The organism is Azospirillum sp. RU38E (genome assembly GCF_900188385.1).
Lineage (GTDB): Bacteria > Pseudomonadota > Alphaproteobacteria > Azospirillales > Azospirillaceae > Niveispirillum.
On record NZ_FZOI01000003.1, the window covers coordinates 41,541 to 63,595 of the forward strand.

Here is a 22,055-nt window from a genome sequence, read left to right on the forward strand (position 1 = left end):
CATTGATTGATCGTGGGCGCAGGTCATTGTTGCCGGCCCGTCATGGCGCTCTCCGCCCCCGCCCCGGCGGTGGACGTCGCCTCCCCTTGCCGACCAGCATCCCCTCGCCCGTCACCGGGCAAGGCCGCGCTCTGGTCGGCGGCGCGGAAAAATGTGTAGGACAGCGTGATGGTCTTCACGTCATCCAGTTCCGGATCATCGGCAATCGCCGGATCAACATAGAAATAGACCGGCATCTCCACCGACTGGCCGGCTTCCAGCCGCTGTTCGGTGAAACAGAAGCATTGGATCTTCTGGAAATAGATGCCCGCCTTGTCCGGCGTCACGTTATAGGCGGCCGTTCCTGTCACCGCCCGGCTTTCCCGGTTATGCGCGTGGTAATGAACGGTCGCCGGCTCCCCCACCCGCACCTGGATGGATTTTGTTTCGGGCTTGAAATCCCAGCCGATGGAATTGTTCACATCCGCGTTGAAACGGATTTCCATCACCCGATCCAGCACCCGCTCTGACGCGCCTTTTGCCACCTGGGTGGTGCCGCCAAAGCCCGTCACCCGGCAGAACAGGCTGTAAAGCGGGACCGAGGCGAAGGACAGCCCGACCATGCTGGCAACCAGCAGGCCCAGCCCCACCGCCATACGGGCGTTACGCTGTTGCGGGGTGCGGGGCTGCTTCATGGGAAGCTGCCCCCGCTCATCCGGATCATTGCCACGAAATAAACCAGGACGACGAAACCCAGCAGTGCTGCCAGCGTGGCCAGATTCTTGCCCCGCTGACGGCGATGCACCTCCGTATCGGCGCCATGGCGGCGGGCGGGCTTCTGGGTCATTTCGATACCGTCAATCGTCATTGTCTTGTGTCTCCTCACGTTGCCAGATGGTCGCCGATCAGCAGGGCGAACAGCAGGAACAGATAGAGGATGGAAAAGGCGAACATGCGCTTGGCCGGCTTGTGATCCTGGCTGCGCAGGGTGGCGATGGCGCAGGCCACGAACAGCCCCCCCAGCACCAGTGACCCGGCCAGATAAGCCAGCCCGCCAATGCCCAGGAAATAGGGCGCGGTGGCCAATGGCAGCAGGATCAGCGTGTAGATCAGCATCTGCCGCTTGGTTTCTGCCTCCCCTGCCACCACCGGCAGCATCGGCACACCCGCGTGCTGGTAATCCAGCCTGCGGAAGATGGCCAGTGCCCAGAAATGCGGCGGCGTCCAGAAGAAGATCAGCGCGAACAGCACGATGGAGGCGATGGAGACTTCCCCCGTCGCTGCCGCCCAGCCAATCATCGGCGGGAAGGCGCCAGCCGCCCCACCGATGACGATGTTCTGCGGCGTGCGCCGCTTCAGCCACATGGTGTAGATGAAGATGTAGAAGGCCGAGGCCAGGGCCAGCAGCCCCGCCGCCACCCAGTTCAGCGCCAGCCCCATCAGGGCCACGGACGCGATGGTCAGCACAATGCCGAAGGCCAGGGCTTCGGCCGCCGGCACGCGGCCCTGCGGGATGGGCCGGCCCGCCGTGCGGTCCATCAGCGCATCAATATCGCGGTCATACCACATATTGATCGCACCGGCCGCACCCGAGGCGATGGCGATACAGAGCACCGCCACCAGGGCCAGCAGAGGATGCAGATGGCCGGGGGCCACCACCATGCCGGCAAAGCCGGAAAACACCACAAGCGACATGACCCGCGGCTTCAGCAGAGCCACATAGTCCCGCACGGAACCCCCGGCCAGCGCCGGGCCTTCCAGTGCCTCATTGTCGATCACGCCATCGGTCATTCAGGGGGTCTCTTCACATCGAACCGGATTGGCAGAGTACGGATGAAAGGGGTGTGCGGGCCGGTCCCGTCTGAAGCCAGGACCGGCCCATCGCCTTACTTCACGCGCGGCAGGGTTTCGAACTGATGGAACGGCGGCGGGGAGGACAGCGTCCATTCCAGCGTCGTGCCACCCGTCTCCCAGTAATCGCCCGTCACCCGGCGCCCGGCGAACAGCGTGTAGATCGCCATGATGCAGAAGAAGATGGTGGAGGCGAAGGCCAGGTAGGTGCCGTAGGAGGAGACCATGTGCCAGAAATGGTAGGCCTCGTTATAGTCCGGCATCCGGCGCGGCATCCCCGCCAGACCCAGGAAGTGCTGCGGGAAGAAGATCAGGTTGACGCCGATGAAGGTCGTCCAGAAATGCAGGTGCCCGGCCCAGGCAGGATGCTGACGGCCCGACATCTTGCCGATCCAGTAATAGTAACCGGCGAAGATGGCGAAGACGGCACCCAGCGACAGCACATAGTGGAAGTGCGCCACCACATAATAGGTGTCGTGCAGCGCGATATCCATGCCGCCATTGGCCAGCACCACACCCGTCACCCCACCCACGGTGAACAGGAAGACGAAGCCGATGGCCCAGACCATAGGCACTTCAAAGCTGATGGAGCCGCCCCACATGGTCGCGATCCAGGAGAAGATCTTCACGCCCGTCGGCACGGCGATGATCATGGTGGCGGCGGTGAAATAGGCGCGCGTATCCACCGAGAGACCGACGGTGAACATATGGTGCGCCCAGACGATGAAGCCGACCACGCCGATGGCAACCATGGCATAGGCCATGCCCAGATAACCGAAGACCGGCTTGCGGGAGAAGGTGGAAATGATGTGGGAGATGATGCCGAAGGCCGGCAGGATCATGATGTACACTTCGGGGTGACCGAAGAACCAGAACAGGTGCTGGAACAGGATCGGGTCACCACCGCCGGCCGGATTGAAGAAATCCGTGCCGAAATTACGGTCGGTCAGCAGCATGGTGATGGCACCACCCAGCACCGGCACCGACAGCAGCAGCAGGAAAGCCGTAACCAGCATGGCCCAGGCGAACAGCGGCATCTTGTGCAGCGTCATGCCGGGCGCGCGCATGTTGAAAATGGTGGTGATGAAATTCACCGCCCCCAGGATCGACGAAGCGCCGGCCAGATGCAGGGCGAAGATGGCCATATCGACCGAGGGGCCGCTATGGTCATATTGCGCGCTGGAAAGCGGCGGATAAATCGTCCAGCCCGTCCCGGCACCCGGCCCGACAAAGGCCGAGGAGAGCAGCAGCAGGAAGGCCGGCACGATCAGCCAGAAGCTGATATTGTTCAGGCGGGGGAAGGCCATATCCGGCGCCCCCACCATCAGCGGCACAAACCAGTTGCCGAACCCGCCAATCAGCGCCGGCATCACCACGAAGAACACCATGATCAAACCATGGGCGGTGATGAAGACATTCCATTGCTGGCCGACATCGGCGGAGAAAGCCGTCAAATACTGAATGCCGGGATCTTGCAGCTCCAGGCGCATGATCACGGAAAACAGGCCGCCGATGACACCGGCGATGACCGCAAAGAACATGTAGAGCGTGCCAATATCCTTGTGGTTGGTCGAAAAGAACCAACGCGCCACAAAGCCCGGCTTGTGATCATGGTGATCGTGGGCATGCGCCCCGCTGACAGCACCCATGGTGTTACCCTCTCCTCCGATCCCGGTTACTGGGCGCCCGCCGCCTGGGCGAGCTGCCGGGGTTCGGACCCGTTGTTATTCAGTGCCTGCTTCTGCTGACCCAGCCATTGCTGGAAGGCTTCTTTGGAAACCGCCTCGATGGCGACCGGCATCTGGCCGTGGCCTGTGCCGCAGATTTCCGAGCACTGGCCATAGAAGACGCCTTCGCGGTTGGCGCGGAACCAAGTCTCGTTCAGGCGTCCCGGCACCGCATCCTTCTTCATCCCCAGCGACGGAATGGCGAAGGAATGGATGACGTCGGCACCGGTAACCAGCACGCGGATATCGGTATCCACCGGGACGATAATGCGCTGGTCCACCTCCAGCAGGCGATGCTGGCCAGGCTTCAGATCCTTGTCCTCAATCATGCGGGCGTCGAACGCCACACCTTCATGATCAGGATATTCGAAGGACCAGTACCATTGATGGCCGGTCACCTTGACCGTCAGTTCCGGGTTGGGCGCCTTGTCCATGAAATAGAGCAGGCGGAAGGACGGAACAGCGATCAACAGCAGGATGATCACCGGAATACCGGTCCATGCCACTTCCAGCAGCGTGTGATGGGTGGTGGTGGACGGCACCGGGTTGGCGCGCCGGTTGAACCGGATCATCACGTAAACCAGCAAAGCCGTGACGAACAGGGCAATGGCCGTGATCGTCACCAGCAGCAGGTTATGGAAATCATGCAGCCGCTCCATCACCGGCGACGCCGCCTCCTGCATCCCCAACTGGGCGGGGGCGGGCACACCGACGAACTTCGCGGCCTCTTGGGCCATCACCGAACCGGCGGTGAAAACCGCCAGCGACAGGCCCGACAATGCGGCACCGATCTTGCGTTTGAACATCCCTCACCACTCTCGTCGTTCCGGGGATTTTGGCATCCCCTTGTATGTCAGCCGAACATCCCACCACCCCGTTCCGCTGCCGGTGGCACGAAACGGAACCGTTATGCCGATGCCCATCGTTTCGATCGGTTAATCGTTCCGGCGAGCACCTGCGATACGGGACACGCATCCAGTATAATATGCAGACCTAACGGCCCCATATATCGCCTGGGAGCATAACGCGCAAAATGCCGGCGGGGCAAGCCGCTACGCCACGCTTCTGCCATCATTCACCGGGGCAATCCGTCGCACTTGTAACGGGTTACGGGGCAAACCACCCGGTTTCAGCCGGCTTGCGCCGACAAAACGGGCAGGGAAAAATTTCCGCCCTGCGGTACGGGCATTCATCCGACACCCTTGCCGGGCTGGCTCCGTATCGCCATTCTTGCTGGGTGAAACCCGTTGTTTGAAAGCGACTCCATCCATGTCCCTGCTCTCCCTGACCGACGACATCTTCTTCCAAAAGGCCGGCCTCGACCTGGGACGGACGGAAGCGCTGGTGCGCGATGCGCTGCACGGCGCCGATGATGGGGAGCTGTTCCTGGAATATGCCCAGAGCGAGAGTTTCGCCTGGGATGACGGCAAGCTGAAAAGCGCCGGCTTTGACACCACCCAGGGATTCGGCCTGCGGGCGGTTGCGGATGAGGCCACGGGCTATGCCCATGCCTCCGTCCTGACGGAGGATGCCATCCGCCGCGCCACGGCCACGGTGCAGGCCGTGCATCGCGGCCATTCCGGCGTCATGGCGGAAGCCCCCATCGGTACCAATCGCCTGCTCTATGCCAGCGACAACCCGTTGGGACTGGTGCCATTCGAAGCCAAGGTGAAGCTGCTGGCGGAGATCGATGCCTACGCAAGGGGCCGCGATCCGCGCGTACGGCAGGTTTCCGCCTCCCTCGCTGGCGAATGGCAGGCGGTACAAATCCTGCGCGCGGATGGCACGCGCGTGGCCGATATCCGCCCGCTGGTCCGGCTGAATGTCTCGCTGGTGGTGGGCGAAGGGGAGCGGATGGAGACCGGCTCCTATGGGGCCGGCGGCCGCCGCACCTATGAGGCGTTCCTGGACCCTGCCGTCTGGCGCGGCTATGTCGACGAGGCGCTGCGCGGCGCCTTGATCAACCTGTCCAGCGTTGAGGCACCGGCCGGCGAAATGCCGGTGGTGTTGGGGCCCGGCTGGTGCGGCATCCTGCTGCACGAGGCCATCGGCCACGGGCTGGAGGGCGATTTCAACCGCAAGAAGACGTCCGCTTTCTCGGGCCTGCTGGGTCAGCGGGTCGCTGCCCCTGGCGTCACCGTGGTGGATGATGGCAGCATCGAGGGGCGGCGCGGGTCGATCACGGTGGATGATGAAGGCACGCCCAGCCAATGCACCGTGCTGATCGAGGATGGTATCCTCAAAGGCTATATGCAGGACCGGCTGAATGCCCGGCTGATGGGGGTGAAACCCACCGGCAATGGCCGGCGCCAGGGTTTCTCCCATATGCCGATGCCGCGCATGACCAACACCGTCATGCGCAGCGGCGACAAGACGCCGGAGGAGATCATCGCCTCGGTAAAGCGCGGCATCTTCGCCGCCAATTTCGCCGGCGGTCAGGTGGATATTGTCTCGGGCAAGTTCGTCTTCTCCGCCAGCGAGGCCTATCTGATCGAAGATGGCAAGCTGGGCCCGGCGGTGAAGGGCGCCACCCTGATCGGTAATGGCCCCGACTCGCTGACCAAAGTGACGATGATCGGCAATGACAGTTCGATGGACCCCGGCATCGGGGTCTGCGGCAAGGCTGGCCAGGGTGTGCCGGTGGGCGTGGGCCAGCCCACCTTGCGCATCGACGGGCTGACCGTCGGCGGCACCAAGGCTGCCTGACAGAGCGGGGCAAGGCAGAGCGGCGGCCCGTTTCAGGCCGCCGCTTTCCAGATCAGGCCGGCAGCCGATACATGGCACACAGCTTGTTGCCCGCCGGATCGCGCAGATAAGCCAGATACAGGCTCATCGTGCCCAGGCTGCGGGGGCCCGGCGGATCCTCACAGCTCGTCCCGCCAGCCGCGACGCCGGCGGCGTGCCAGGCATCCACCTGTTCCGCCGAAGCGGCAGCAAAACCAATTGTGCTGCCATTGGCAAAGGTGGCCGGCTCGCCATTGATTGGCTTGGTGATAGCGAAAATGCCGGTCGGCGCGCGATAGAAGACGCGGCCCTTGGGGTCATCCACACCGGGGGCGATCCCCAGCGCCGCAAAGGTGGCATCATAGAAATTCTTCGACGCTTGGATATCATGGGCGCCGAGCATGACATGGCTGAACAATTCTCATCTCCCTGAAAGACACCGCCTGATGTCGGCGGTTTGTCTGTGTGATGGGATCATAGGAAGCGGGGGCCGATCGCGTCCAGGCCTCCCCATGGGCAAAGCAAATAAAAAGGCCGCCGGATCGCGCCAGCGGCCTTTTCTTACTTCAGCAAGCTGTCACTGCTCAGTGCAGCTTGGCCGGCAGTTCAGCGATTGCCTGGTTGACCAACGTGCCATCGCGGCCGGCATCCAGGTTTTCGATCAACAGCTTCTCGGTTGCGGCCACAGCGATATCAACCGCCAGTTCGCGAACCTGCTGTATCGCCTGATTTTCCGCCTGGGCGATCTTGTCCATCGCCTGCTGTTCACGACGCTTCAGCGCCACTTCCAGATCGCTGGCGGCATGGGCACGGATGCGCTGAGCCTCCTCACGGGCGGAAACCAGGATGGATTCGGCTTCCTTCAAGGCATCGCGCTGCTTGCGCTGGAACTGGGCGAGGGCTGCCTGGGCATCCTCACGCAGCTTCTGCGCCGCTTCCAGTTCACCGGCGATGCGCTTGCCGCGCTCATCCAGCGAACCGATGATCGACTTGCCGGCCAGCTTAGCGACCAGCAGAACGAAGATTACGAAGGCAACGCCGAAGAAGAAATTGCTGTCGAAATGCATCACGCACGCTCCTTCAGCACGGCTTCAACGGCGGCTTCGGTCGTCTCTGCGGAGACGGCGACACCGACCAGACGAGAAACGGCAGCCTGGGCCGTTTCACCGGCGATGGTGCGCACATTGCCGAGCGCCACCTGCTTGGCGGCCTGGATGCGCTCCTCCGCCGTGCGGGTCCGCTGGGCCAGATCGGCAGCCAGATCGCCATTACGACGGGCGGCTTCGGCATCGGAAGCAGCAACGGCCTTGGCCATTTCCTGCTGCGCGTTGCCCCGCGCCTCGGTCAACGCCTTTTCATAGGCCTGCATGACCGCCTCGGCTTCCGCCCTCAGCGCGCTGGCCTTTTCCAGGTCGTTGGAAATCTTTTCCTGACGGGCTTCCAGCACCTCGGCCACCCGCGGCAGGGCCACCTTGGACATCAGCCAGAGCAGCAGGCCGAACGTGATGATCAGCCAGAAAATCTGCGACGCGTAGCTGGCCGGATTGAGCTGCGGCAGGCCCTTGGAATGATGCTCACCCTCAGCGGCGAGCACAGGCCCGGCCACCAGCAGAGCCATCGTCAGGGCCGACGCGGCACCGGCGCACAGGCGCGAAAAGCGTTGGACAGGCATTGAAGCACCCATTCACTGCTGACCGCCGTCACCTTGCAACAGGCGACACACGATCACGCCACACCCCACAGCACCAAGCCAACCGGAACCATAGGCCCGATAGGAAGACCGCCGCTGCCCGGAATTCATAACCCGGCAGCGGCGGCAAACCCGGCGCTGAAGCCATGCCATCCCGGAAGGGACAGCAGGATGAAACCGTCGCTGATTAGGCGAACAGGATCAGGAAGGCGATAACCAGGGCGAACAGACCAGCGGCTTCCGTCAGAGCGAAACCGATGAACACGAAGGTCTTGTAGCTGTTCAGAGCGGCCGGGTTACGGGCAGCGGCCTGGTACAGGCCCGAGAACAGGTTGCCGAGGCCGATGCCGACGCCCAGCAGAGCGAACATGGCCAGACCAGCACCGATGTACTTTGCGGCTTCAGCTTCCATTTTGAAGATCCTCTAGGTTGGAAGTGTCTCTTTGGGATGAAGACGAGTTGGACGACCGGATTGCTTAGTGCAGTTCCAGCGAGTCACGCAGATACACGCAGCTCAGCAGCGCGAAAACGTAGGCCTGAATGCCGGCGACCAGAAATTCCAGGCCGAACAGGGCGACATTCATCAGCACAGGCAGAATACCAATGGCAGCACCAGCACCGCCGGCAGCCAGCAGGCTGACCGTGAAGCCGGCAAAAACCTTCATCATCGTATGACCGGCCAGCATGTTGGCGAACAGTCGGACGGAGAGGCTGATGGGGCGCACGAAGTAGGAGATCACTTCGATGACAATGATCATCGGCGCCAGCCACAGGGGCGTGCCATGCGGCAGGAACAGGTGCAGGAAATGCAGACCATGCCGGGCAAAGCCGATCACCGTCACAATCAAGAAGACGAACAGCGCCATCGTGAAGGTCACGATGATGTGGCTGGTGAAGGTGAAGGAATAGGGGATCAGGCCCAGCACATTGCCGAACAGCACAAACATGAACAGGGAGAAAATCAACGGGAAATACTTGCGGGCCTGCGGCCCGGCATTATCCCGCACCATCTCCGAGACAAATTCATACAGCACTTCCGCCATGGATTGCAGGCGCCCCGGCACCATGGCGCGACCACGCATCCCGAACACCAGCAGCGCTGTGCTGACCACAACAGCCAGAACCATGAACAGCGCCGAATTGGTGAAGGAAAGGTCCAGATTGCCAACCGGGAGGCTGACCAAGCGCTTGACCTCGAATTGCTCCAACGGACCAGCCACGATGCCTACTCCCCACCGTCCCGTTCTTCCCGGGACTTGCCGAACCCTGCCGCGTACCCGTGGCCATTAACCACACGATACACATTCATGAAACCCGCAATCGCACCCACGAAGATCATAACAATCATGCCAATGGGTTTGGTACCCAACCAAAGATCAAGCCCATAGCCGAGGGCGAGCCCCAGCAACACGCCTGCCACCAGCTCCACCCCGATGCGGATACCCAGCGCCATATCCCCGCCTGAACCCGCCGACACCCCAGGCTGGGGCTCAGGCTTGTCCAGGCCGGCTTTTTGCCGGGCCTCACGCAAACGGGCGTCCAGTTCCTCCAGCGAGGGGGGAGGGCTATCATGTGACACGAAGCATCTCCCTTCGCCGGGGTTGGTTTGAATACCGTGCGAAAGCGGCGGCACCATACGGGCAGCCCCCAACCCTGTCAAGGGAGGACGCCCTTAGTGGAAACTCATATATTTCAATAACTTAACTAATATGCATAGGTCCGATGCTGCGCCGCATCGCGTCTTTTGTGCTCAATTTGCCGTTTTTTCGCCCGAATTGCCGGTAGTGGGGCTGCCGGCGTTACCATTTGGCAGCCGCTGGCGGATGTCTGCGACGATCCGGGCCGCCGCCGTTCCGCGTGGATAAAGGGCGGCCAGCGCCCCATCTGCCCCCATCAGATAAAGATAGGCGGAGTGGTCCATCATATATCCCGTGCCATCCGGCTCCCCGCCGGATTTGGCGTAATAGACGCGGTAGGCCTTGGCAACGGCCGCCACCTGATCCGGCGTGCCGGTCAGGCCGACAATCCCGGGGTGGAACAGGGCCACGTAATCGGCCACGACCTGCGGATTGTCGCGCGCGGGATCGATGGTGATGAACAGGGGCTGGAGCTTGGCCTGTTCTTCCGGTGACAGGGCGTCCATCACCTCGGCCATGGTCTGCACCTCGGTGGGGCAGATATCGGGGCAATAGGTATAGCCGAAGAAGATCAATAACATACGCCCGGCATAGTCCTTCTCCGTCACCGTGCGCCCCTGGTGGTCGGTCAAGGTAAAGGGGCCACCGACCGCTGCGGTTTGATTGCCCATGCCCGCCGCACCCGCGGCCGCCATCTGGCTGTCATGGCGGATAGTGAGCCAGGCCAGCAGCCCCAGCAGGGCCAGACCGGCCAGTGCCAGCGGAACCAGACGGAGGGAGCGGCGGGCAGGTTTCATCATCATGTCCCTTGCGGTGGGCGGTGCATCACCGCCACATTGATGGCCCTATATGGAACCGCGCAGCCGGGGAAGGAAGCGATCATGGCAAGGGGCCGCATCGGCGGGATTATCGTGGCACTGGGCCTGTGCCTGACGGGCAGCCTGGCCCAGGCACAAGCAGCGATGAGCTGTGCGGATGGGGCTTTTCAATGGTCTGACGGCAAGCCCCGCATCAACCTGCGCCATATCCTGTGCGGGGAGATCAAGAAGAATGGCGATCCGATGGGGCTGCACTCCAAAGCGCTGGTCTCCACCTCCAAAATCATCGCCGGTATTGATGCCCAGCCGACCCAGCCGGATGGGCTTTATGGTGCGACGGTTCGTTTCGAGAACGGAACGTCCAAATTTTCCACGCTCTATCCGGACAATTGCACCCCGGCGCAGATCACCGCTTCCATCCGTTATGCCTTTGCCAACCAGAGCGGCCCGGCCAAACCCTGGGGTTTTCTGGGCTGCTCAGCGCCGACCGTTCCGACAGCGGAACAATGCACGGGGCCAAAGGGCCAGCGCTTTGTGATTCGCTTCGGCCTGAACAAGGAGGGCGATATCAACACCGCCTTCCCGCTGATCGGGGAAAGCTGCCAATGAGCGGGGCGGATTTGACGGCGGAACAGGCGGAATGGCTGGCCGATTGGCTGGCCAGCGATATAGCGGGCGATGCAGCGGCGCGGGCCGCCTTCGCAGCGGCATTGGCCGGTGACGGGCCAACCCCGGCGCGGCGCATCGGCAATCTCTATGCGGCCAGCCTGTCCGAGGACGGGCTGCTGCTGGAAAATATCCATGATGACGATCTGGCCCCGGTACTGATTCCCGCCCCGGCTGCCCGCCGGGCGCTGGCCGATAAGGGCTGATTCGGGGAGGCCTATCAGGTCAATGGGAGCAGCGGGGCCAGATCCCCCGCTGCCAGATGTTCCCGCTCCTCGGCCAGTTCCAGCAGCCCGTCGGCCTGCACCATGCCGGTGAACATGCCGGTCAGCGGCAGGGCCAGGGCGCTGCCATCGGCCCCCTGCCCCAGCCGCACCGGCAGAAATTCCCGCCGCCCAGCCTTTTTCGCATGGGCGAATCCGGCGCGGACGGCAAAGCGCGGCGGATTTTCCACCCGCGCACCGGACAGGCGCTGAATCAGGGGGCGGGACACCAGCAGGAAGGTAACCAGCACGGCGGACGGGTTGCCCGGCAGGCCGCAGAATACCGCCCCGCCCAGCCGGCCCAGCGCCAGCGGCTTGCCGGGCTTGATCGCCAGCTTCCAGAAAGACAGCACGCCCAGCGCCTCCACCGCCGGACGCACATGGTCGGCATCGCCCACCGACATGCCGCCCGAGGTCAGCACCAGATCATGATTCTCTGCCGCCTGTGCCAGCACCCGGCGAATCAGCGCCGCATCATCGGCCAGAATGCCCAGATCGGTGACGGTACAGCCCTGCCGCGCCAGCAGGGCGCGTAACAGATAGCGGTTGCTGTCATGGATGGCGGGCGGGGCGGCGTCCTGCCCCGGCTCCCGCAACTCATCCCCGGTGGAGAACAGCGCCACCCGCAGCGGGCGGCGCACCGGCAGGCTATCCCACCCCTGGGCCGCCGCCAGGGCGATATCGGCAGGGCGCAGGGTGTGGCCCGCCGATAGCAGCAGCGCCCCCAAAGCCACATCCTGCCCCACCCGCCGGCAATTGGCCCCCAGCGGCAGATCGGCCGGCAAGGCCACCCGCTCATCAGGCAGCAGATGCACCTCTTCCTGGATCGCCACGCTATCCAGGTCGGCGGGCAGCATGGCACCGGTCAGGATACGCACGGCGTGGCCGGGCGGCACCAGCGGCGGCCGATGGCCCGCCGCCACCTGTCCCGCCAGCGGCAAGGGCCCCGGCAGGTCGGCATGGCGCAGGGCATAGCCATCCATGGCGCTGTTATCGAATCCAGGCAACGGGGCGACCGCCCGCAGGTCAGCGGCCAGCACCCGCCCCAGAGACGCGGCCAGCGGCACGCACTCCTCTTCCGTTACGGCATCGAAACGATCATTGACCAGGGCCAGAACCTGTTCCAACCGCAGCAGATTTGATCCGGCATCGAAACAACTTCCACAGGCCCCGCTCATCGCGGACCTCTCAGCCGGCAGCGTTCCAGGATCAAGTCGGCGATGGCCTCCACATCCTCCAGGTTCAGCACCGGCAGCGGGCAGCCCGGCAGCGGCACGTCACTGGCCACAGCGATGATGTTGGGGTCATCGGGGTACAGCAACGGCTTGCCATTGGAAGGTCGATGCACCTCCAGCTTGGGGTGGCTGTCGCGTTTGAAGCCTTCCACCAGAATCAGGTCGACCGGCGACAGCTTGGCCACCAGTTCGGTCAGGCTCAGCTCCGGTGACCCGCGATTCTCATGCATCAAGGCCCAGCGCTGGCCGGATGCCACCAGCACCTCTGACGCGCCGGCCATGCGGTGAACATAGGAATCCTTGCCCGGCTGGTCGATATCAAAGGCGTGATGGGCGTGTTTCAGGGTGGAAACCGTGAAACCGCGCTGCGCCACCACCGGAATCAGCCGCGCCATCAGCGTGGTCTTGCCGCTGCCGCTCCAGCCCGACAGGCCGAAAAGATTGGCGGGAAGCGATTGATCGGCCCCCATATTCCCCCCTTCCCCGGCCTGTAGCGGCCGGGATTATCGCAATGCCAGCACCAGCAGGGCACCGGCCGCCAGCGCCAAGGCCAGCCAGAGCGGGCGGCGCTGGCGTTTATTTTCCAACGCCTGGGCCTGGGCCAGCAAGGCCAGACTGTCAGGATGCAACCGCATCCCCCCGCCTTCGGCCAACTGAAAGGCCGCACGCTCCAGATCGCGCACCAGGGTCGGCAGCCGGCCGATAATGCCGGCCATGGCCCCGGCCGCATCGGCCACCCGTGCCTCCGGCCCGCGATTTTCCACCATCCAGCGTTCAATCAGCGGTCGCGCCAGTTCCCACATATTCACATGCGGGTTCAGCACCCGGCCCATCCCCTCCGCCGTCAACATGCTTTTCTGCAGCAGCAACAACTGTGGCTGCGTCTCCATCTGGAATTTTTCCGTGATGGCGAAAAGCTGGGCCAGCAGCCGCCCGATGGAGATATCCGACAGCGGGCGGCCATGCAGCGGCTCCCCGATGGAGCGGCAGGCCTGCTTGAACAGTTCCCGGTCCTGATCGGGGGGCACGAATCCGGCATCGAAATGCACCCGCGCCACCAGATCATAATCCCGGTTCAGGAAGCCGATCAGCATGTCGGCCAGATAAAGCCTGGTCTGGCGGTCGATGCGGCCCATGATGCCGAAATCCACCGCCACCAGCTTGCCCTGCGCCGTGACAAACATATTGCCGGGATGCATGTCGGCATGGAAGAAACCGTCGCGGAACACCTGATTGAAAAAGGCATCCGCCGCCTGCTGCAACAGCTTGTCCGGCTCCAACCCCGCCGCCTTGATCTCCTCCAGCTTATCGATGGAAAAGCCGATGACCCGGGCCTGGGTCATCACCCGCTTGGCGGTGCGATCCCAATCGATGGTCGGCACGTCAAAGGTCGGGTCGCTGGCGAAATTCTCCCCCAGCTCGGAGGCGGCCGCCGCCTCCATCCGCAAATCCATTTCCAGGGCCACGGTGCGGGCGAAGGTTTCCACCACCGCCACCGGCTTCAGCCGTTTCAGGCGCGGTTGCAGGCGCAGGGCCAGCCCGGCCAGCCACATCATCAAATCCAGGTCGCGCTGAAACGCCTGTTCAATGCCGGGGCGCAGCACCTTCACCGCCACCTGGCGCCCATCCGGCGTTTCGGCGAAATGCACCTGGGCGATGCTGGCCGCCGCCACCGCCTGATCATCGAAGCGGGCGAACAGAACATCCATCGGGCGGGCCAGCTCCGCCTCAATGATGGCGCGGGCCTCCGACCCCGGAAAGGCGGGCAACCGGTCGCGCAGCTGCGCCAGATCGGCGGCCACTTCCTCCCCCACCAGATCGGCGCGGATGGACAGCACCTGTCCCAGCTTGATGAAGCTGGGGCCCAGTTCCTGCAAGGCCGCCGCCAGCCGCTGGCCGGGACGACCCGATGCCTTCTTATTGTTGATGGCGCGCATCAGCAGCGCCACCAGCGGCGCGCTGTCGCCGAACAGGTCGGGTTGCAGCGCGCCATGGCGGGCCAAGGTGCGGCCGATGGACACCAGACGCAGCAGATTGCGAGTCAGACGCAGCATGGGATGGGCGCCTTAAACGCGCCAGCCGGAATGGATGCAGGCAATGCCACCCGACAGGTTGCGCGCCCGCGCCTGGGTGAAACCCGCCGCCTCAATCCGGCGGCACAGGGCCTGTTGTTCGGGGAAGCGGCGGATGCTTTCCACCAGATATTGGTAACTGTCGCGGTCACCCGCCACCATCTGGCCCAGCCGGGGCAGCAGGTGGAAGGAATAGCTGTCATAAATATCCCGCAGCACCGGAATCACCACATGGCTGAATTCCAGGCAGAAGAACCGGCCACCGGGTTTCAGCACGCGCCGCGCCTCCCGCAGGGCCTTGTCGATATGGGTGACATTGCGCAGGCCGAAGGCGATCGTATAGGCATCCATCGACCGGCTGGCAAAGGGCAGGTCTTCGGCATTGCCGACCGTCCAGTCAATGCCGCCAACGGCCCCCTGGTCGATGCCCCGGTCACGCCCCACCCGCACCATGGCCTCTGTCAGGTCACAGACGGTGACGGCGGCGGCGGGGGCCTTCTTCTTCAGGCGGAAGGCGATATCGCCAGTACCACCGGCCACATCCAGCAGCGCCTCCCCCTCACGCGGGCGGACCAGATCGACGAAGGCATCCTTCCACAGCCGGTGGATGCCCATCGACATCAGATCATTCATCAGGTCATAGCGACCGGCCACGCTGCCGAACACGCCTTGCACCAGCGGGGCCTTTTCGGTCGGGTCAATCTCCCGGAAGCCGAAGAAACGCCCCTCCTCCCCGGCAGGCGGGCGGGGCGGGGTGGCGCTGGGGCCGGCGGCGGTGTGGTCGGTGCGTGCATCGCTCATGATAGGCGCACCATAGCGGCAAGCCGGCCCGCTGGGAAGCGGGGCAACGCAGGCCGCCCCTGCGCGGATTGGCGCGGGCGGCGGCGGAACCCGTGCGGCCCTTCGCCCGTTACGCCCCGCAGGGTTAAAAAAGGGGATCGCCATGAAACAAAGCCGCCTGCTCATCGTGGTTGCCGCCCTTTGGCTCTGCGCCTTCACCCAAGCGCCCAGCCCCGCCGATCTCTACGGCCCGCTGTTCCAGGCGGTGCAGACCCAGCGGATTTTCGGCGATGGCAAAAGTTTTGTGGATGCGGTGCCCAAGCGCCCGGCCGAAGCGATCATGGCGGATTACCGGGCCAGACCGCCAGCTGATGCCACCGCATTGCGGCGCTTCGTGCTGGATAATTTCACCCTGCCGACCGATATCCCCACGCCGGCGAACAGCCCGGCGGGCGGCAGCGATCCGGGCCCCCTGCTGGATCATATCGCCGCCCTCTGGCCACATCTGACCAGGATGCCGGAAACCCCGCCGCCCGGATCGTCCGCCCTGGTTTTGCCCGCCCCCTATGTGGTGCCGGGCGGCCGGTTCCGCGAGATTTATTACTGGGACAGTTATTTCACCATGCTGGGGCTGATGCGTGACGGCCGAATGGATCTGGTGGCGTCCATGGTGGCGGATTTCGAGCATCTGCTGGAAACCTATGGCCGTATCCCCAACGGCACCCGCAGCTATTATCTCAGCCGTTCGCAACCGCCCTTCTTCGCCCTGATGGTCGATCTGTTGCCGAAGGGAGATGCGGCAACGCAGCAGCGCCATCTGGCCGCCCTGAAAAGGGAACATGATTTCTGGATGCAAGGCAGCGGCTGTCTGACGCCCAAGGCGCATCAGCCCGATGCCTGCCAACGCGTGGTGCGGCTGGCCGATGGCAGCCTGCTGAACCGCTATTGGGACGACCGCGACAGCCCGCGCGATGAATCCTATGCCGAGGATGTGGAAACCGCCCATCAGGCGCCCCACCGCCCAGCCCCGGATGTCTACCGCCATCTGCGGGCCGCCGCCGAAAGCGGCTGGGATTTCAGTTCGCGCTGGCTGGACGACCCGGCAAAGCTGTCCAGCATCCGCACCACCGACATCATCCCGGTCGATCTCAACAGCCTGCTCTGGCAGTTGGAGCGGTCCATTGCCCTGCATTGCGCCCTGCTGGAGGATCGCGCCTGTGCCGATCTGTTCGAACGGCAAGCCGCTGCCCGCCAGGGGGCGATCATTCGCCATCTCTGGCAACCACAGCAGGGGCGCTTTGCCGATTATGACATCATCCAGGGGCGCCCCACTTCGGTGCTTTCCGCCGCCGCCCTGTTCCCCCTTTTCGTCGGGCTGGCCACGCCATCACAGGCCGACGCGGTGGCAGCATTAACAGAACGGGAACTGCTGGCACCGGGCGGCCTGCGCACCACGCAAATCCGCAGCGGCCAGCAATGGGATGCCCCCAATGGTTGGCCGCCGCTGCAATGGGTGGCGGTGGAAGGGCTGGCCCGCTATGGGCACCGGCCCTTGGCGCGAGAGATTGCCCAGCGCTGGATCGGCACCGTGGACAGCACCTATCGCACCACTGGCAAGCTGCTGGAAAAATATAATGTTGAGGAGCGGCTGCCCGGCGGGGGCGGGGAATATCCGCTGCAGGATGGTTTCGGCTGGACCAATGGCGTCACCCGCGCCTTGATCGCCCGTTACCCGGAACTGAATCCCGACCGTTAGACTCCATTGCTATGATCAGAGCCGGCGTCAAACAGGATCGGTCGTATAATACCAATCTCACTTGATCGTGACCGATCCAGGGAGATTTTTGTTCCCTCAGGCGCCGGGCGCTGCCATCCGGCGGGTTGGTATAAATTAGCCGATCAGCTGAGACAGGTTCTGCATTTCCGCCCGCACCCGATCCCGGAAACGCAGAATCGCCCTGTCCTCGACCTCATTAACGTCGTGGCTATAGAAATGGCTGTCGGGACGAATATGCGTCGGGGAACCGGGAAGGGCGGTGGCGATGCCGCGATCGCGCTTTCGTTCCCATTCCTGCCAGGATTTACAGAAATAATGGTTCAGAACCAATCGCTTCGGCTGAAGAACCACATGCCGGTCGGGGTCACCATGGGTGCCGGCCACGGTAAAATTCTCGTCCACCAGAAAGCCCTGCGACAGGCCCGGCGTATGCACCCCCACACGGGCCACCAGATTCGGCCGGGCAATGGTCTTCACTGAACAATTGACAGGATGGGCCCCCTGCGCCCGTTGGGTGAAGCGTTCCATCACCAAGCCATCGCCGGCTTCCCGCCGGCCGCCGGAGCCGAATACCCGCCAGGGCAGCATCAATCCGCCGACCCCCTGATAATCAGCCAGGACGGTATGGATGTCATCGCTACCCAAGGGCAGAATGAATTCATCCAGATCGATAAAAGCAACCCAGCGGGCGCGACCTGACAGCCGCCTCACCCCTTCCTGATAGGCCGGCTCCTGGGGTGTCCGGCCAGGCCGGGTCGGCCATGGAACATGTTCCAGCCAACCCTGGCGGGCCAACCGGGCCAATATCTGGCTGGTCCCGTCGCTGCTGTCATTATCGCAGATCAGAAAATGATCAACGCCGATCACCCGGTGATAGGCCAGCCATTCCAGAAGATAGGGCCCTTCATCCTTGGCGATGGCGCAGATGGCCAGATTGATGGGCACCAGCGCATCCGGCGGCGGCAGCGGTTCATAGCGGAGATTGGGCAGCAGAACTTCAACCGGCGTTCCCAACAGCGGCATCCCTTCCGCCTCCACCCGCAATTGGTGGGACTTTCCGTCCATCACATGGGGGGGCAACACCAGGGTAAAGGCATGGGATCCATCCCCGATGCCGGCATCTTCCAGATCGGGGCGATATTGATCGGCAATGTCGGTTGCCAGCTCAACCCCGTCCAGCAGAATGCGCACCGCGACCCGACGCAGCGGCTGATCCTGATCCCAGACCCAGCCGGCAACATGCCGTCCCCCCAACCTGTCAAAATGACCATAAATCAAGAAATGCGCCTTTCCGGAATGATGGCGGCGGGGGAAGACATATTAATATCACCGCAGGAAAACCTGGATTTCGGGGTTATTCAGAATTTCACGATCAACCGCACGGCCACAGGTTTCATCGGTTCGGCTTGGCGTTCCCTTCCTTCATCACCAAACACCGATGTCCGGGGCCCCGCCCTGCCCCCTTATCTGCACTATAATAAAAAAGCCCTTTGTTGGATATCCCTGCGGTGAAATCCGCGAGCAAAGGCATGGCGTCGCCGCGCCGGTGCCGGGAACAAGGCAAAAATGTGAGATGAGGATCGGTCGAACCGACATACGAGAGAATCCGTCATTATCTCTGGCCGTCAAGGTCGCCAACTTGTTTGGAAATTGTCTGGCGGAACCCATCTGGGCCAGCGGTCATGTGCCGCACAATCAGACGGGACATCTGAACGCAGTCGTCCCGTTCAAAATCTCAAACCTAACCCTTGTCCAAGCAGGGCCGTCCCCACACGGTATGATATACCCAAGCGCCGAATAAATTCGGCAAAATGCTCAAACGCCGCACGGGCTTAGGTATACCCAGTTCCGGGATTCTCCCGTCACTTGGGTATACCAATCCGCCGAAAGGTTGAGCTTTCGGCGGATTGGAGGCCGGCGACCGCCGGCCCGCCGCTTGGTGGCGGCGTAAGCCAAGCTGCCGGAGGCAGCCCCCGGCGCGTGAGGGAACACGAAATCTCCCTGGATCGATCACGATCAAGGGAAATTGGTATGACATGCTATTCCCCTGATTCGGACTATGCCTTCGCCAATATCAGCTGGGCAGCAGAATGGTCACAAGGGTGCCACCACCTAAATCCTCCGCGATGCTCAAATGGCCATTATGCAACTCGACCACTTCTTGGACCAGACAGAGCCCGAGACCCAGCCCATCCTTCCCCTCGGCAGCTGGGCCCCGGCGGAATGGCGTGATACGGCCATCTTTGGCGAATCCGCCGGGAAAGCCCTTCAATCCGGGACCGGTATCGGCCAAAGTCACTTTGGCATGTCCATCCACCATGATCAGGCCAAGGCGCAATGCACCATCTGCCGGGGTGTATTTGATGGCGTTGCTGACAATATTGTGAAGGACCACCATCAAAAGGTCAGGCTGGCCTTCCACCATCACCATGGGCGTGATGGTTTGAGTTAGCTTCAGGTCCTTTTCGGCAATTTCCGTCGCCCAAGATCGGGTCACTTCAATTAGTAGCTGATCAAGGCGGAAGCGGCGTCCCCGTAACATGGAACCGACCCGGTAGCGCGATAGATTCATGATACCGTCGAATGCACGTAGCGCGTCCTCGACCTTTTCATGGACCGGACCCATGGCATCATTGGTCTCCGGCAATTTCAGCATGATTTCGGTCAGGCGGGCCCGCATCTCATGCTTCAACGCGCCTTCCAGCCAGTCGCGCATCCCGACCAGCCGGTCGATATTGTCCAGACAGATGTTGAGCATACCGCCGAGCCGCGACAGCGGGTCATGCCCGCGGGCGGGCGGCACCCGGCTGCCAGTTTCGCCCTGCGCGAGCCGCTGGAAGACCGACAGGATGGCGCTCGCCCGTTGCTGCTCACGCCGGCCCAACCAGACTGCGCCAACCAGCATGACAAAACTGAACAAGATAAATATGCTGCCGAACAGAAGCCCGACATGCCGGATAAACAAGGTCTGGCCTGCGAGGTCGCGCGCAACCAGCATCTCCGCCCCGCCTTCCAGTTTGGCTGTTCGGGCCAGCAATGACCGCCCATTGCCCGCGCCCTGCGGGCCGGGCAGGTCGAAATAAAAATAGCCATCGTCGCCGGCGGCCTCTGGCCAGCTTTGCAGAATGCTGCCAAGCAGGGTCCCATCCGCATCCCGCATGGCATAGAAGGCATCGCCATCCTGTTCACTGCGCATAGCGATGTCGAGGGGGCCGACAAGGGGCACATGCTGGTCGGCACGCTGCAATGCCACAATATCGGCGTCGATCTCCAACCGCGCGCGACTTTCCATGTCCGCCACCAACATTTCCGCGACCAGCAGAAAACCTCCACCGAGCAGGATTGCCAGCAGACCCAGGGCTGACAGGACCAGCCATCTCATGCCCGAGCCGCGCCCTGAAGCATGTCGGGCGTAAGGCGATAGCCAAGATGAGGAACCGTTTCGATCGGGTCGCCGCCTATGGCCCGACGAAGCTCTTGCCGCAGGCGCCGCATGGCGCTGTCCACCATGTCACGGTCCAGTGCCATGCTGGGTGGCCAAGCGCGGCGATGCAGAGCCGCGCGCAGCACGGTTTCCCCGGCCCGCTCCGCCAGCAGATGCAGGATCAGGAAGGATTGCGGGGACAGCACCAATCGGCGACCGCTCCAATAGGCTTGCCGATGTTCTATATCCAGCTCCAAGGCACCGCAGATCAACCAGGAACGGTTGAAATGGGCCCGCAGCACCGCCTGCAGTTCGGCAATCTCGAACGGCTTTGTCATGTAAATGATGGCGCCTGCCTGATACCCGCTTACCCGATCCTCTATCGATGAAAGATGTGACAAAACAATTACCGGAATTTGTATGGCTTCATCACGCAATCTGCGCAGAAATATCAGTCCATCATCCTTTTCTCCTTCAAGGGTGCGGTCGAGAATGATAATTTGATAGGGAGGCTGCGCTTCGCGGACCTCATCTAGACTTGGGTTGATCTGGGTCATCCAGGCGACCTCCCCGCCCAGGGCGCCCACGGCGTGGATGATCCGTTCAGCCCATGACCGGTCATCCTCTAGCAGCAGTACACGCATGGCCCCTCCACACGTAGAAGGCTCAAAGGGTTTCCATACCCATTTGCTATGGTGGTAGACTGTAAGGATAGACGCACATTTTATAAACTGGCCAATTGGTCAGATGCCATGATGGGGTGTTTTGGAATTTTTGGGCAGGCGGGCATTGTCGCCCTCGACGCTGGAGCACATGGTAGGAGGGTATGGGAAGGTCGCTCGCATTGCTCATAACTGGCGCTCTCCTGTGGGCTGGCTCTTCACTTGCGGAGGTGACAGTGCCGGAAACCGAGAAACAGCGTGACGCCTTGGAATTGGTGATGGAGGCGGACCTGTTATTGTCCCGGGGGGAAGGTGTTGCGACCGGACAGGTGCATGACCTGCTGAAACGTGCCGCTGGGCGTGTTTTCGGCCTGGACGGCCTTCCTGTGCAATTGGAAACCCCGGGCGCAGAAACGCCGTCCCTGCGGACGGCCCCCCGTGAAACCGCCGGCATCTTTCGCGGCCGCAGTGCTGGTCCCGGCCGCAGCGAATATTTGTTGCCGGCGGGCGACACTAAGCTGTCCTTTGAAATGATTCCCCTGGAAACCGCTATTCTTTATGTGCGCACGACGGACACGATGGTGCTGAGCCTGCATATCAGGGATGGCGACGGCATAGCATGTGAGCGCGACGGCGCCGTCGTCCGGCAATTGGTCTGCGTTTGGGTGCCGCGCCATGCGATGCAGGAGATCACTATCACCAGCCGCGCCCGCAGCCCGCACCGTGTACAGATTCTGACCAATTGAACGC

24 protein-coding genes are annotated in these 22,055 nt (G+C 62.7%); 5 read left to right on the forward strand and 19 right to left on the reverse strand.

The window, feature by feature from the left end; translation table 11 throughout:
• Positions 1 to 23 precede the first annotated feature (23 nt).
• From CHB97_RS07555 to coxB, 5 genes are all read right to left on the reverse strand, one after another.
• Positions 24 to 674 carry a cytochrome c oxidase assembly protein gene (locus CHB97_RS07555; protein ID WP_089287368.1) on the reverse strand — a complete coding sequence of 217 codons (651 nt, stop codon included), beginning with the start codon at positions 672 to 674 and terminating at the stop codon, positions 24 to 26.
• Positions 671 to 847, reverse strand: coding sequence for a hypothetical protein (locus CHB97_RS25825; RefSeq protein WP_200819885.1), 177 nt, complete (start codon positions 845 to 847; stop codon positions 671 to 673). Before CHB97_RS25825 ends, CHB97_RS07555 begins: the two co-directional genes overlap by 4 nt.
• Before the next feature lie 14 nt (positions 848 to 861).
• Positions 862 to 1,770, reverse strand: a complete 909-nt coding sequence (gene cyoE / locus CHB97_RS07560) for a heme o synthase (protein WP_089287369.1) — start codon at positions 1,768 to 1,770, stop codon at positions 862 to 864.
• A 95-nt stretch (positions 1,771 to 1,865) separates the two neighbouring features.
• Positions 1,866 to 3,479 (reverse strand): cytochrome c oxidase subunit I, encoded by a 1,614-nt coding sequence (gene ctaD, locus CHB97_RS07565; RefSeq protein ID WP_089287370.1) that lies wholly within the window; start codon positions 3,477 to 3,479, stop codon positions 1,866 to 1,868.
• 26 nt (positions 3,480 to 3,505) lie between these two features.
• Positions 3,506 to 4,363, reverse strand: a complete 858-nt coding sequence (gene coxB / locus CHB97_RS07570; protein WP_089287371.1) for a cytochrome c oxidase subunit II — start codon at positions 4,361 to 4,363, stop codon at positions 3,506 to 3,508.
• Between the two features lie 463 nt (positions 4,364 to 4,826).
• Here coxB and tldD point away from each other — a divergent pair, with 463 nt between their 5' ends.
• Positions 4,827 to 6,263 (forward strand): metalloprotease TldD, encoded by a 1,437-nt coding sequence (gene tldD / locus CHB97_RS07575; RefSeq protein ID WP_089287372.1) that lies wholly within the window; start codon positions 4,827 to 4,829, stop codon positions 6,261 to 6,263.
• Between the two features lie 52 nt (positions 6,264 to 6,315).
• Here tldD and CHB97_RS07580 read toward each other — a convergent pair whose 3' ends face one another.
• The 7 genes from CHB97_RS07580 to CHB97_RS07610 all read right to left on the reverse strand — a co-directional run bounded on the left by CHB97_RS07580 (position 6,316) and on the right by CHB97_RS07610 (position 10,411).
• Entirely contained in the window at positions 6,316 to 6,699 is a 384-nt protein-coding gene (locus CHB97_RS07580) for a VOC family protein (RefSeq protein WP_089287373.1), read from the reverse strand.
• A gap of 166 nt (positions 6,700 to 6,865) precedes the next feature.
• Positions 6,866 to 7,348 (reverse strand): F0F1 ATP synthase subunit B, encoded by a 483-nt coding sequence (locus CHB97_RS07585; RefSeq protein WP_089287374.1) that lies wholly within the window; start codon positions 7,346 to 7,348, stop codon positions 6,866 to 6,868.
• Positions 7,348 to 7,953: an ATPase gene (locus CHB97_RS07590; protein WP_244559453.1), complete on the reverse strand. Its 606-nt coding sequence runs from the start codon at positions 7,951 to 7,953 to the stop codon at positions 7,348 to 7,350. The genes CHB97_RS07585 and CHB97_RS07590 overlap by 1 nt, the downstream gene beginning before the upstream one ends.
• Positions 7,954 to 8,158: 205 nt before the next feature.
• Positions 8,159 to 8,383, reverse strand: a complete 225-nt coding sequence (locus CHB97_RS07595) for a F0F1 ATP synthase subunit C (RefSeq protein ID WP_089287375.1) — start codon at positions 8,381 to 8,383, stop codon at positions 8,159 to 8,161.
• Between the two features lie 64 nt (positions 8,384 to 8,447).
• Complete coding sequence (locus tag CHB97_RS07600; protein WP_089287376.1) at positions 8,448 to 9,191, reverse strand: F0F1 ATP synthase subunit A; 744 nt, start codon at positions 9,189 to 9,191, stop codon at positions 8,448 to 8,450.
• A 5-nt stretch (positions 9,192 to 9,196) separates the two neighbouring features.
• Positions 9,197 to 9,607 (reverse strand): AtpZ/AtpI family protein, encoded by a 411-nt coding sequence (locus CHB97_RS07605; RefSeq protein WP_244559454.1) that lies wholly within the window; start codon positions 9,605 to 9,607, stop codon positions 9,197 to 9,199.
• Between the two features lie 114 nt (positions 9,608 to 9,721).
• Positions 9,722 to 10,411 (reverse strand): SCO family protein, encoded by a 690-nt coding sequence (locus CHB97_RS07610; RefSeq protein WP_244559455.1) that lies wholly within the window; start codon positions 10,409 to 10,411, stop codon positions 9,722 to 9,724.
• A gap of 78 nt (positions 10,412 to 10,489) precedes the next feature.
• Between CHB97_RS07610 and CHB97_RS07615 the strand changes: the two genes are divergently transcribed.
• Both CHB97_RS07615 and CHB97_RS07620 read left to right on the forward strand, forming a co-directional pair.
• Positions 10,490 to 11,035 carry an EndoU domain-containing protein gene (locus CHB97_RS07615; RefSeq protein WP_160105651.1) on the forward strand — a complete coding sequence of 182 codons (546 nt, stop codon included), beginning with the start codon at positions 10,490 to 10,492 and terminating at the stop codon, positions 11,033 to 11,035.
• A complete protein-coding gene (locus CHB97_RS07620) occupies positions 11,032 to 11,298 on the forward strand; it encodes a hypothetical protein (protein ID WP_089287380.1) in 267 nt (88 codons plus the stop codon). Before CHB97_RS07615 ends, CHB97_RS07620 begins: the two co-directional genes overlap by 4 nt.
• A gap of 14 nt (positions 11,299 to 11,312) precedes the next feature.
• On the opposite strand, the gene glp is transcribed toward CHB97_RS07620, so the two are convergent.
• Genes glp through ubiE form a run of 4 tightly spaced genes read right to left on the reverse strand, consistent with a single transcriptional unit; the run spans position 11,313 to position 15,463 of the window.
• Positions 11,313 to 12,533, reverse strand: coding sequence for a gephyrin-like molybdotransferase Glp (gene glp / locus CHB97_RS07625; RefSeq protein WP_089287381.1), 1,221 nt, complete (start codon positions 12,531 to 12,533; stop codon positions 11,313 to 11,315).
• Positions 12,530 to 13,060, reverse strand: coding sequence for a molybdopterin-guanine dinucleotide biosynthesis protein B (gene mobB / locus CHB97_RS07630; protein ID WP_089287382.1), 531 nt, complete (start codon positions 13,058 to 13,060; stop codon positions 12,530 to 12,532). The genes glp and mobB overlap by 4 nt, the downstream gene beginning before the upstream one ends.
• A gap of 33 nt (positions 13,061 to 13,093) precedes the next feature.
• Entirely contained in the window at positions 13,094 to 14,644 is a 1,551-nt protein-coding gene (gene ubiB, locus CHB97_RS07635) for a 2-polyprenylphenol 6-hydroxylase (RefSeq protein WP_089287383.1), read from the reverse strand.
• 12 nt (positions 14,645 to 14,656) lie between these two features.
• Entirely contained in the window at positions 14,657 to 15,463 is an 807-nt protein-coding gene (ubiE, locus tag CHB97_RS07640) for a bifunctional demethylmenaquinone methyltransferase/2-methoxy-6-polyprenyl-1,4-benzoquinol methylase UbiE (RefSeq protein ID WP_089287384.1), read from the reverse strand.
• A 67-nt stretch (positions 15,464 to 15,530) separates the two neighbouring features.
• On the opposite strand from ubiE, the gene treA reads away from it, so the two are divergent.
• Positions 15,531 to 17,198, forward strand: a complete 1,668-nt coding sequence (treA, locus tag CHB97_RS07645; protein ID WP_256387120.1) for an alpha,alpha-trehalase TreA — start codon at positions 15,531 to 15,533, stop codon at positions 17,196 to 17,198.
• A gap of 135 nt (positions 17,199 to 17,333) precedes the next feature.
• On the opposite strand, the gene CHB97_RS07650 is transcribed toward treA, so the two are convergent.
• The 3 genes from CHB97_RS07650 to CHB97_RS07660 form a co-directional block, all read right to left on the reverse strand.
• Entirely contained in the window at positions 17,334 to 18,497 is a 1,164-nt protein-coding gene (locus CHB97_RS07650) for a glycosyltransferase family 2 protein (RefSeq protein WP_089287386.1), read from the reverse strand.
• 796 nt (positions 18,498 to 19,293) lie between these two features.
• A complete protein-coding gene (locus CHB97_RS07655; protein ID WP_089287387.1) occupies positions 19,294 to 20,601 on the reverse strand; it encodes a HAMP domain-containing sensor histidine kinase in 1,308 nt (435 codons plus the stop codon).
• The gene (locus CHB97_RS07660; RefSeq protein ID WP_089287388.1) at positions 20,598 to 21,287 is read right to left on the reverse strand and encodes a response regulator transcription factor; all 690 of its coding nucleotides are present in this window, start codon (positions 21,285 to 21,287) and stop codon (positions 20,598 to 20,600) included. The genes CHB97_RS07655 and CHB97_RS07660 overlap by 4 nt, the downstream gene beginning before the upstream one ends.
• A gap of 254 nt (positions 21,288 to 21,541) precedes the next feature.
• Between CHB97_RS07660 and CHB97_RS07665 the strand changes: the two genes are divergently transcribed.
• A complete protein-coding gene (locus tag CHB97_RS07665; RefSeq protein ID WP_089287389.1) occupies positions 21,542 to 22,051 on the forward strand; it encodes a hypothetical protein in 510 nt (169 codons plus the stop codon).
• Positions 22,052 to 22,055 lie beyond the last annotated feature (4 nt).

Excerpts from the sequence above, each read along its gene's own strand:
- ctaD (WP_089287370.1), bottom strand. The coding sequence starts at position 3,479 with ATGGGTGCTGTCAGCGGGGCGCATGCCCACGATCACCATGATCACAAG.
- CHB97_RS07590 (WP_244559453.1), bottom strand. The coding sequence starts at position 7,953 with ATGCCTGTCCAACGCTTTTCGCGCCTGTGCGCCGGTGCCGCGTCGGCC.
- coxB (WP_089287371.1), bottom strand. The coding sequence starts at position 4,363 with ATGTTCAAACGCAAGATCGGTGCCGCATTGTCGGGCCTGTCGCTGGCG.
- CHB97_RS25825 (WP_200819885.1), bottom strand. The coding sequence starts at position 847 with ATGACGATTGACGGTATCGAAATGACCCAGAAGCCCGCCCGCCGCCAT.
- CHB97_RS07605 (WP_244559454.1), bottom strand. The coding sequence starts at position 9,607 with ATGGTGCCGCCGCTTTCGCACGGTATTCAAACCAACCCCGGCGAAGGG.
- cyoE (WP_089287369.1), bottom strand. The coding sequence starts at position 1,770 with ATGACCGATGGCGTGATCGACAATGAGGCACTGGAAGGCCCGGCGCTG.
- CHB97_RS07615 (WP_160105651.1), top strand. The coding sequence starts at position 10,490 with ATGGCAAGGGGCCGCATCGGCGGGATTATCGTGGCACTGGGCCTGTGC.
- ubiB (WP_089287383.1), bottom strand. The coding sequence starts at position 14,644 with ATGCTGCGTCTGACTCGCAATCTGCTGCGTCTGGTGTCCATCGGCCGC.
- CHB97_RS07555 (WP_089287368.1), bottom strand. The coding sequence starts at position 674 with ATGAAGCAGCCCCGCACCCCGCAACAGCGTAACGCCCGTATGGCGGTG.
- CHB97_RS07660 (WP_089287388.1), bottom strand. The coding sequence starts at position 21,287 with ATGCGTGTACTGCTGCTAGAGGATGACCGGTCATGGGCTGAACGGATC.
- CHB97_RS07595 (WP_089287375.1), bottom strand. The coding sequence starts at position 8,383 with ATGGAAGCTGAAGCCGCAAAGTACATCGGTGCTGGTCTGGCCATGTTC.
- glp (WP_089287381.1), bottom strand. The coding sequence starts at position 12,533 with ATGAGCGGGGCCTGTGGAAGTTGTTTCGATGCCGGATCAAATCTGCTG.
- ubiE (WP_089287384.1), bottom strand. The coding sequence starts at position 15,463 with ATGAGCGATGCACGCACCGACCACACCGCCGCCGGCCCCAGCGCCACC.
- tldD (WP_089287372.1), top strand. The coding sequence starts at position 4,827 with ATGTCCCTGCTCTCCCTGACCGACGACATCTTCTTCCAAAAGGCCGGC.
- CHB97_RS07655 (WP_089287387.1), bottom strand. The coding sequence starts at position 20,601 with ATGAGATGGCTGGTCCTGTCAGCCCTGGGTCTGCTGGCAATCCTGCTC.
- mobB (WP_089287382.1), bottom strand. The coding sequence starts at position 13,060 with ATGGGGGCCGATCAATCGCTTCCCGCCAATCTTTTCGGCCTGTCGGGC.
- CHB97_RS07585 (WP_089287374.1), bottom strand. The coding sequence starts at position 7,348 with ATGCATTTCGACAGCAATTTCTTCTTCGGCGTTGCCTTCGTAATCTTC.
- CHB97_RS07620 (WP_089287380.1), top strand. The coding sequence starts at position 11,032 with ATGAGCGGGGCGGATTTGACGGCGGAACAGGCGGAATGGCTGGCCGAT.
- CHB97_RS07610 (WP_244559455.1), bottom strand. The coding sequence starts at position 10,411 with ATGATGATGAAACCTGCCCGCCGCTCCCTCCGTCTGGTTCCGCTGGCA.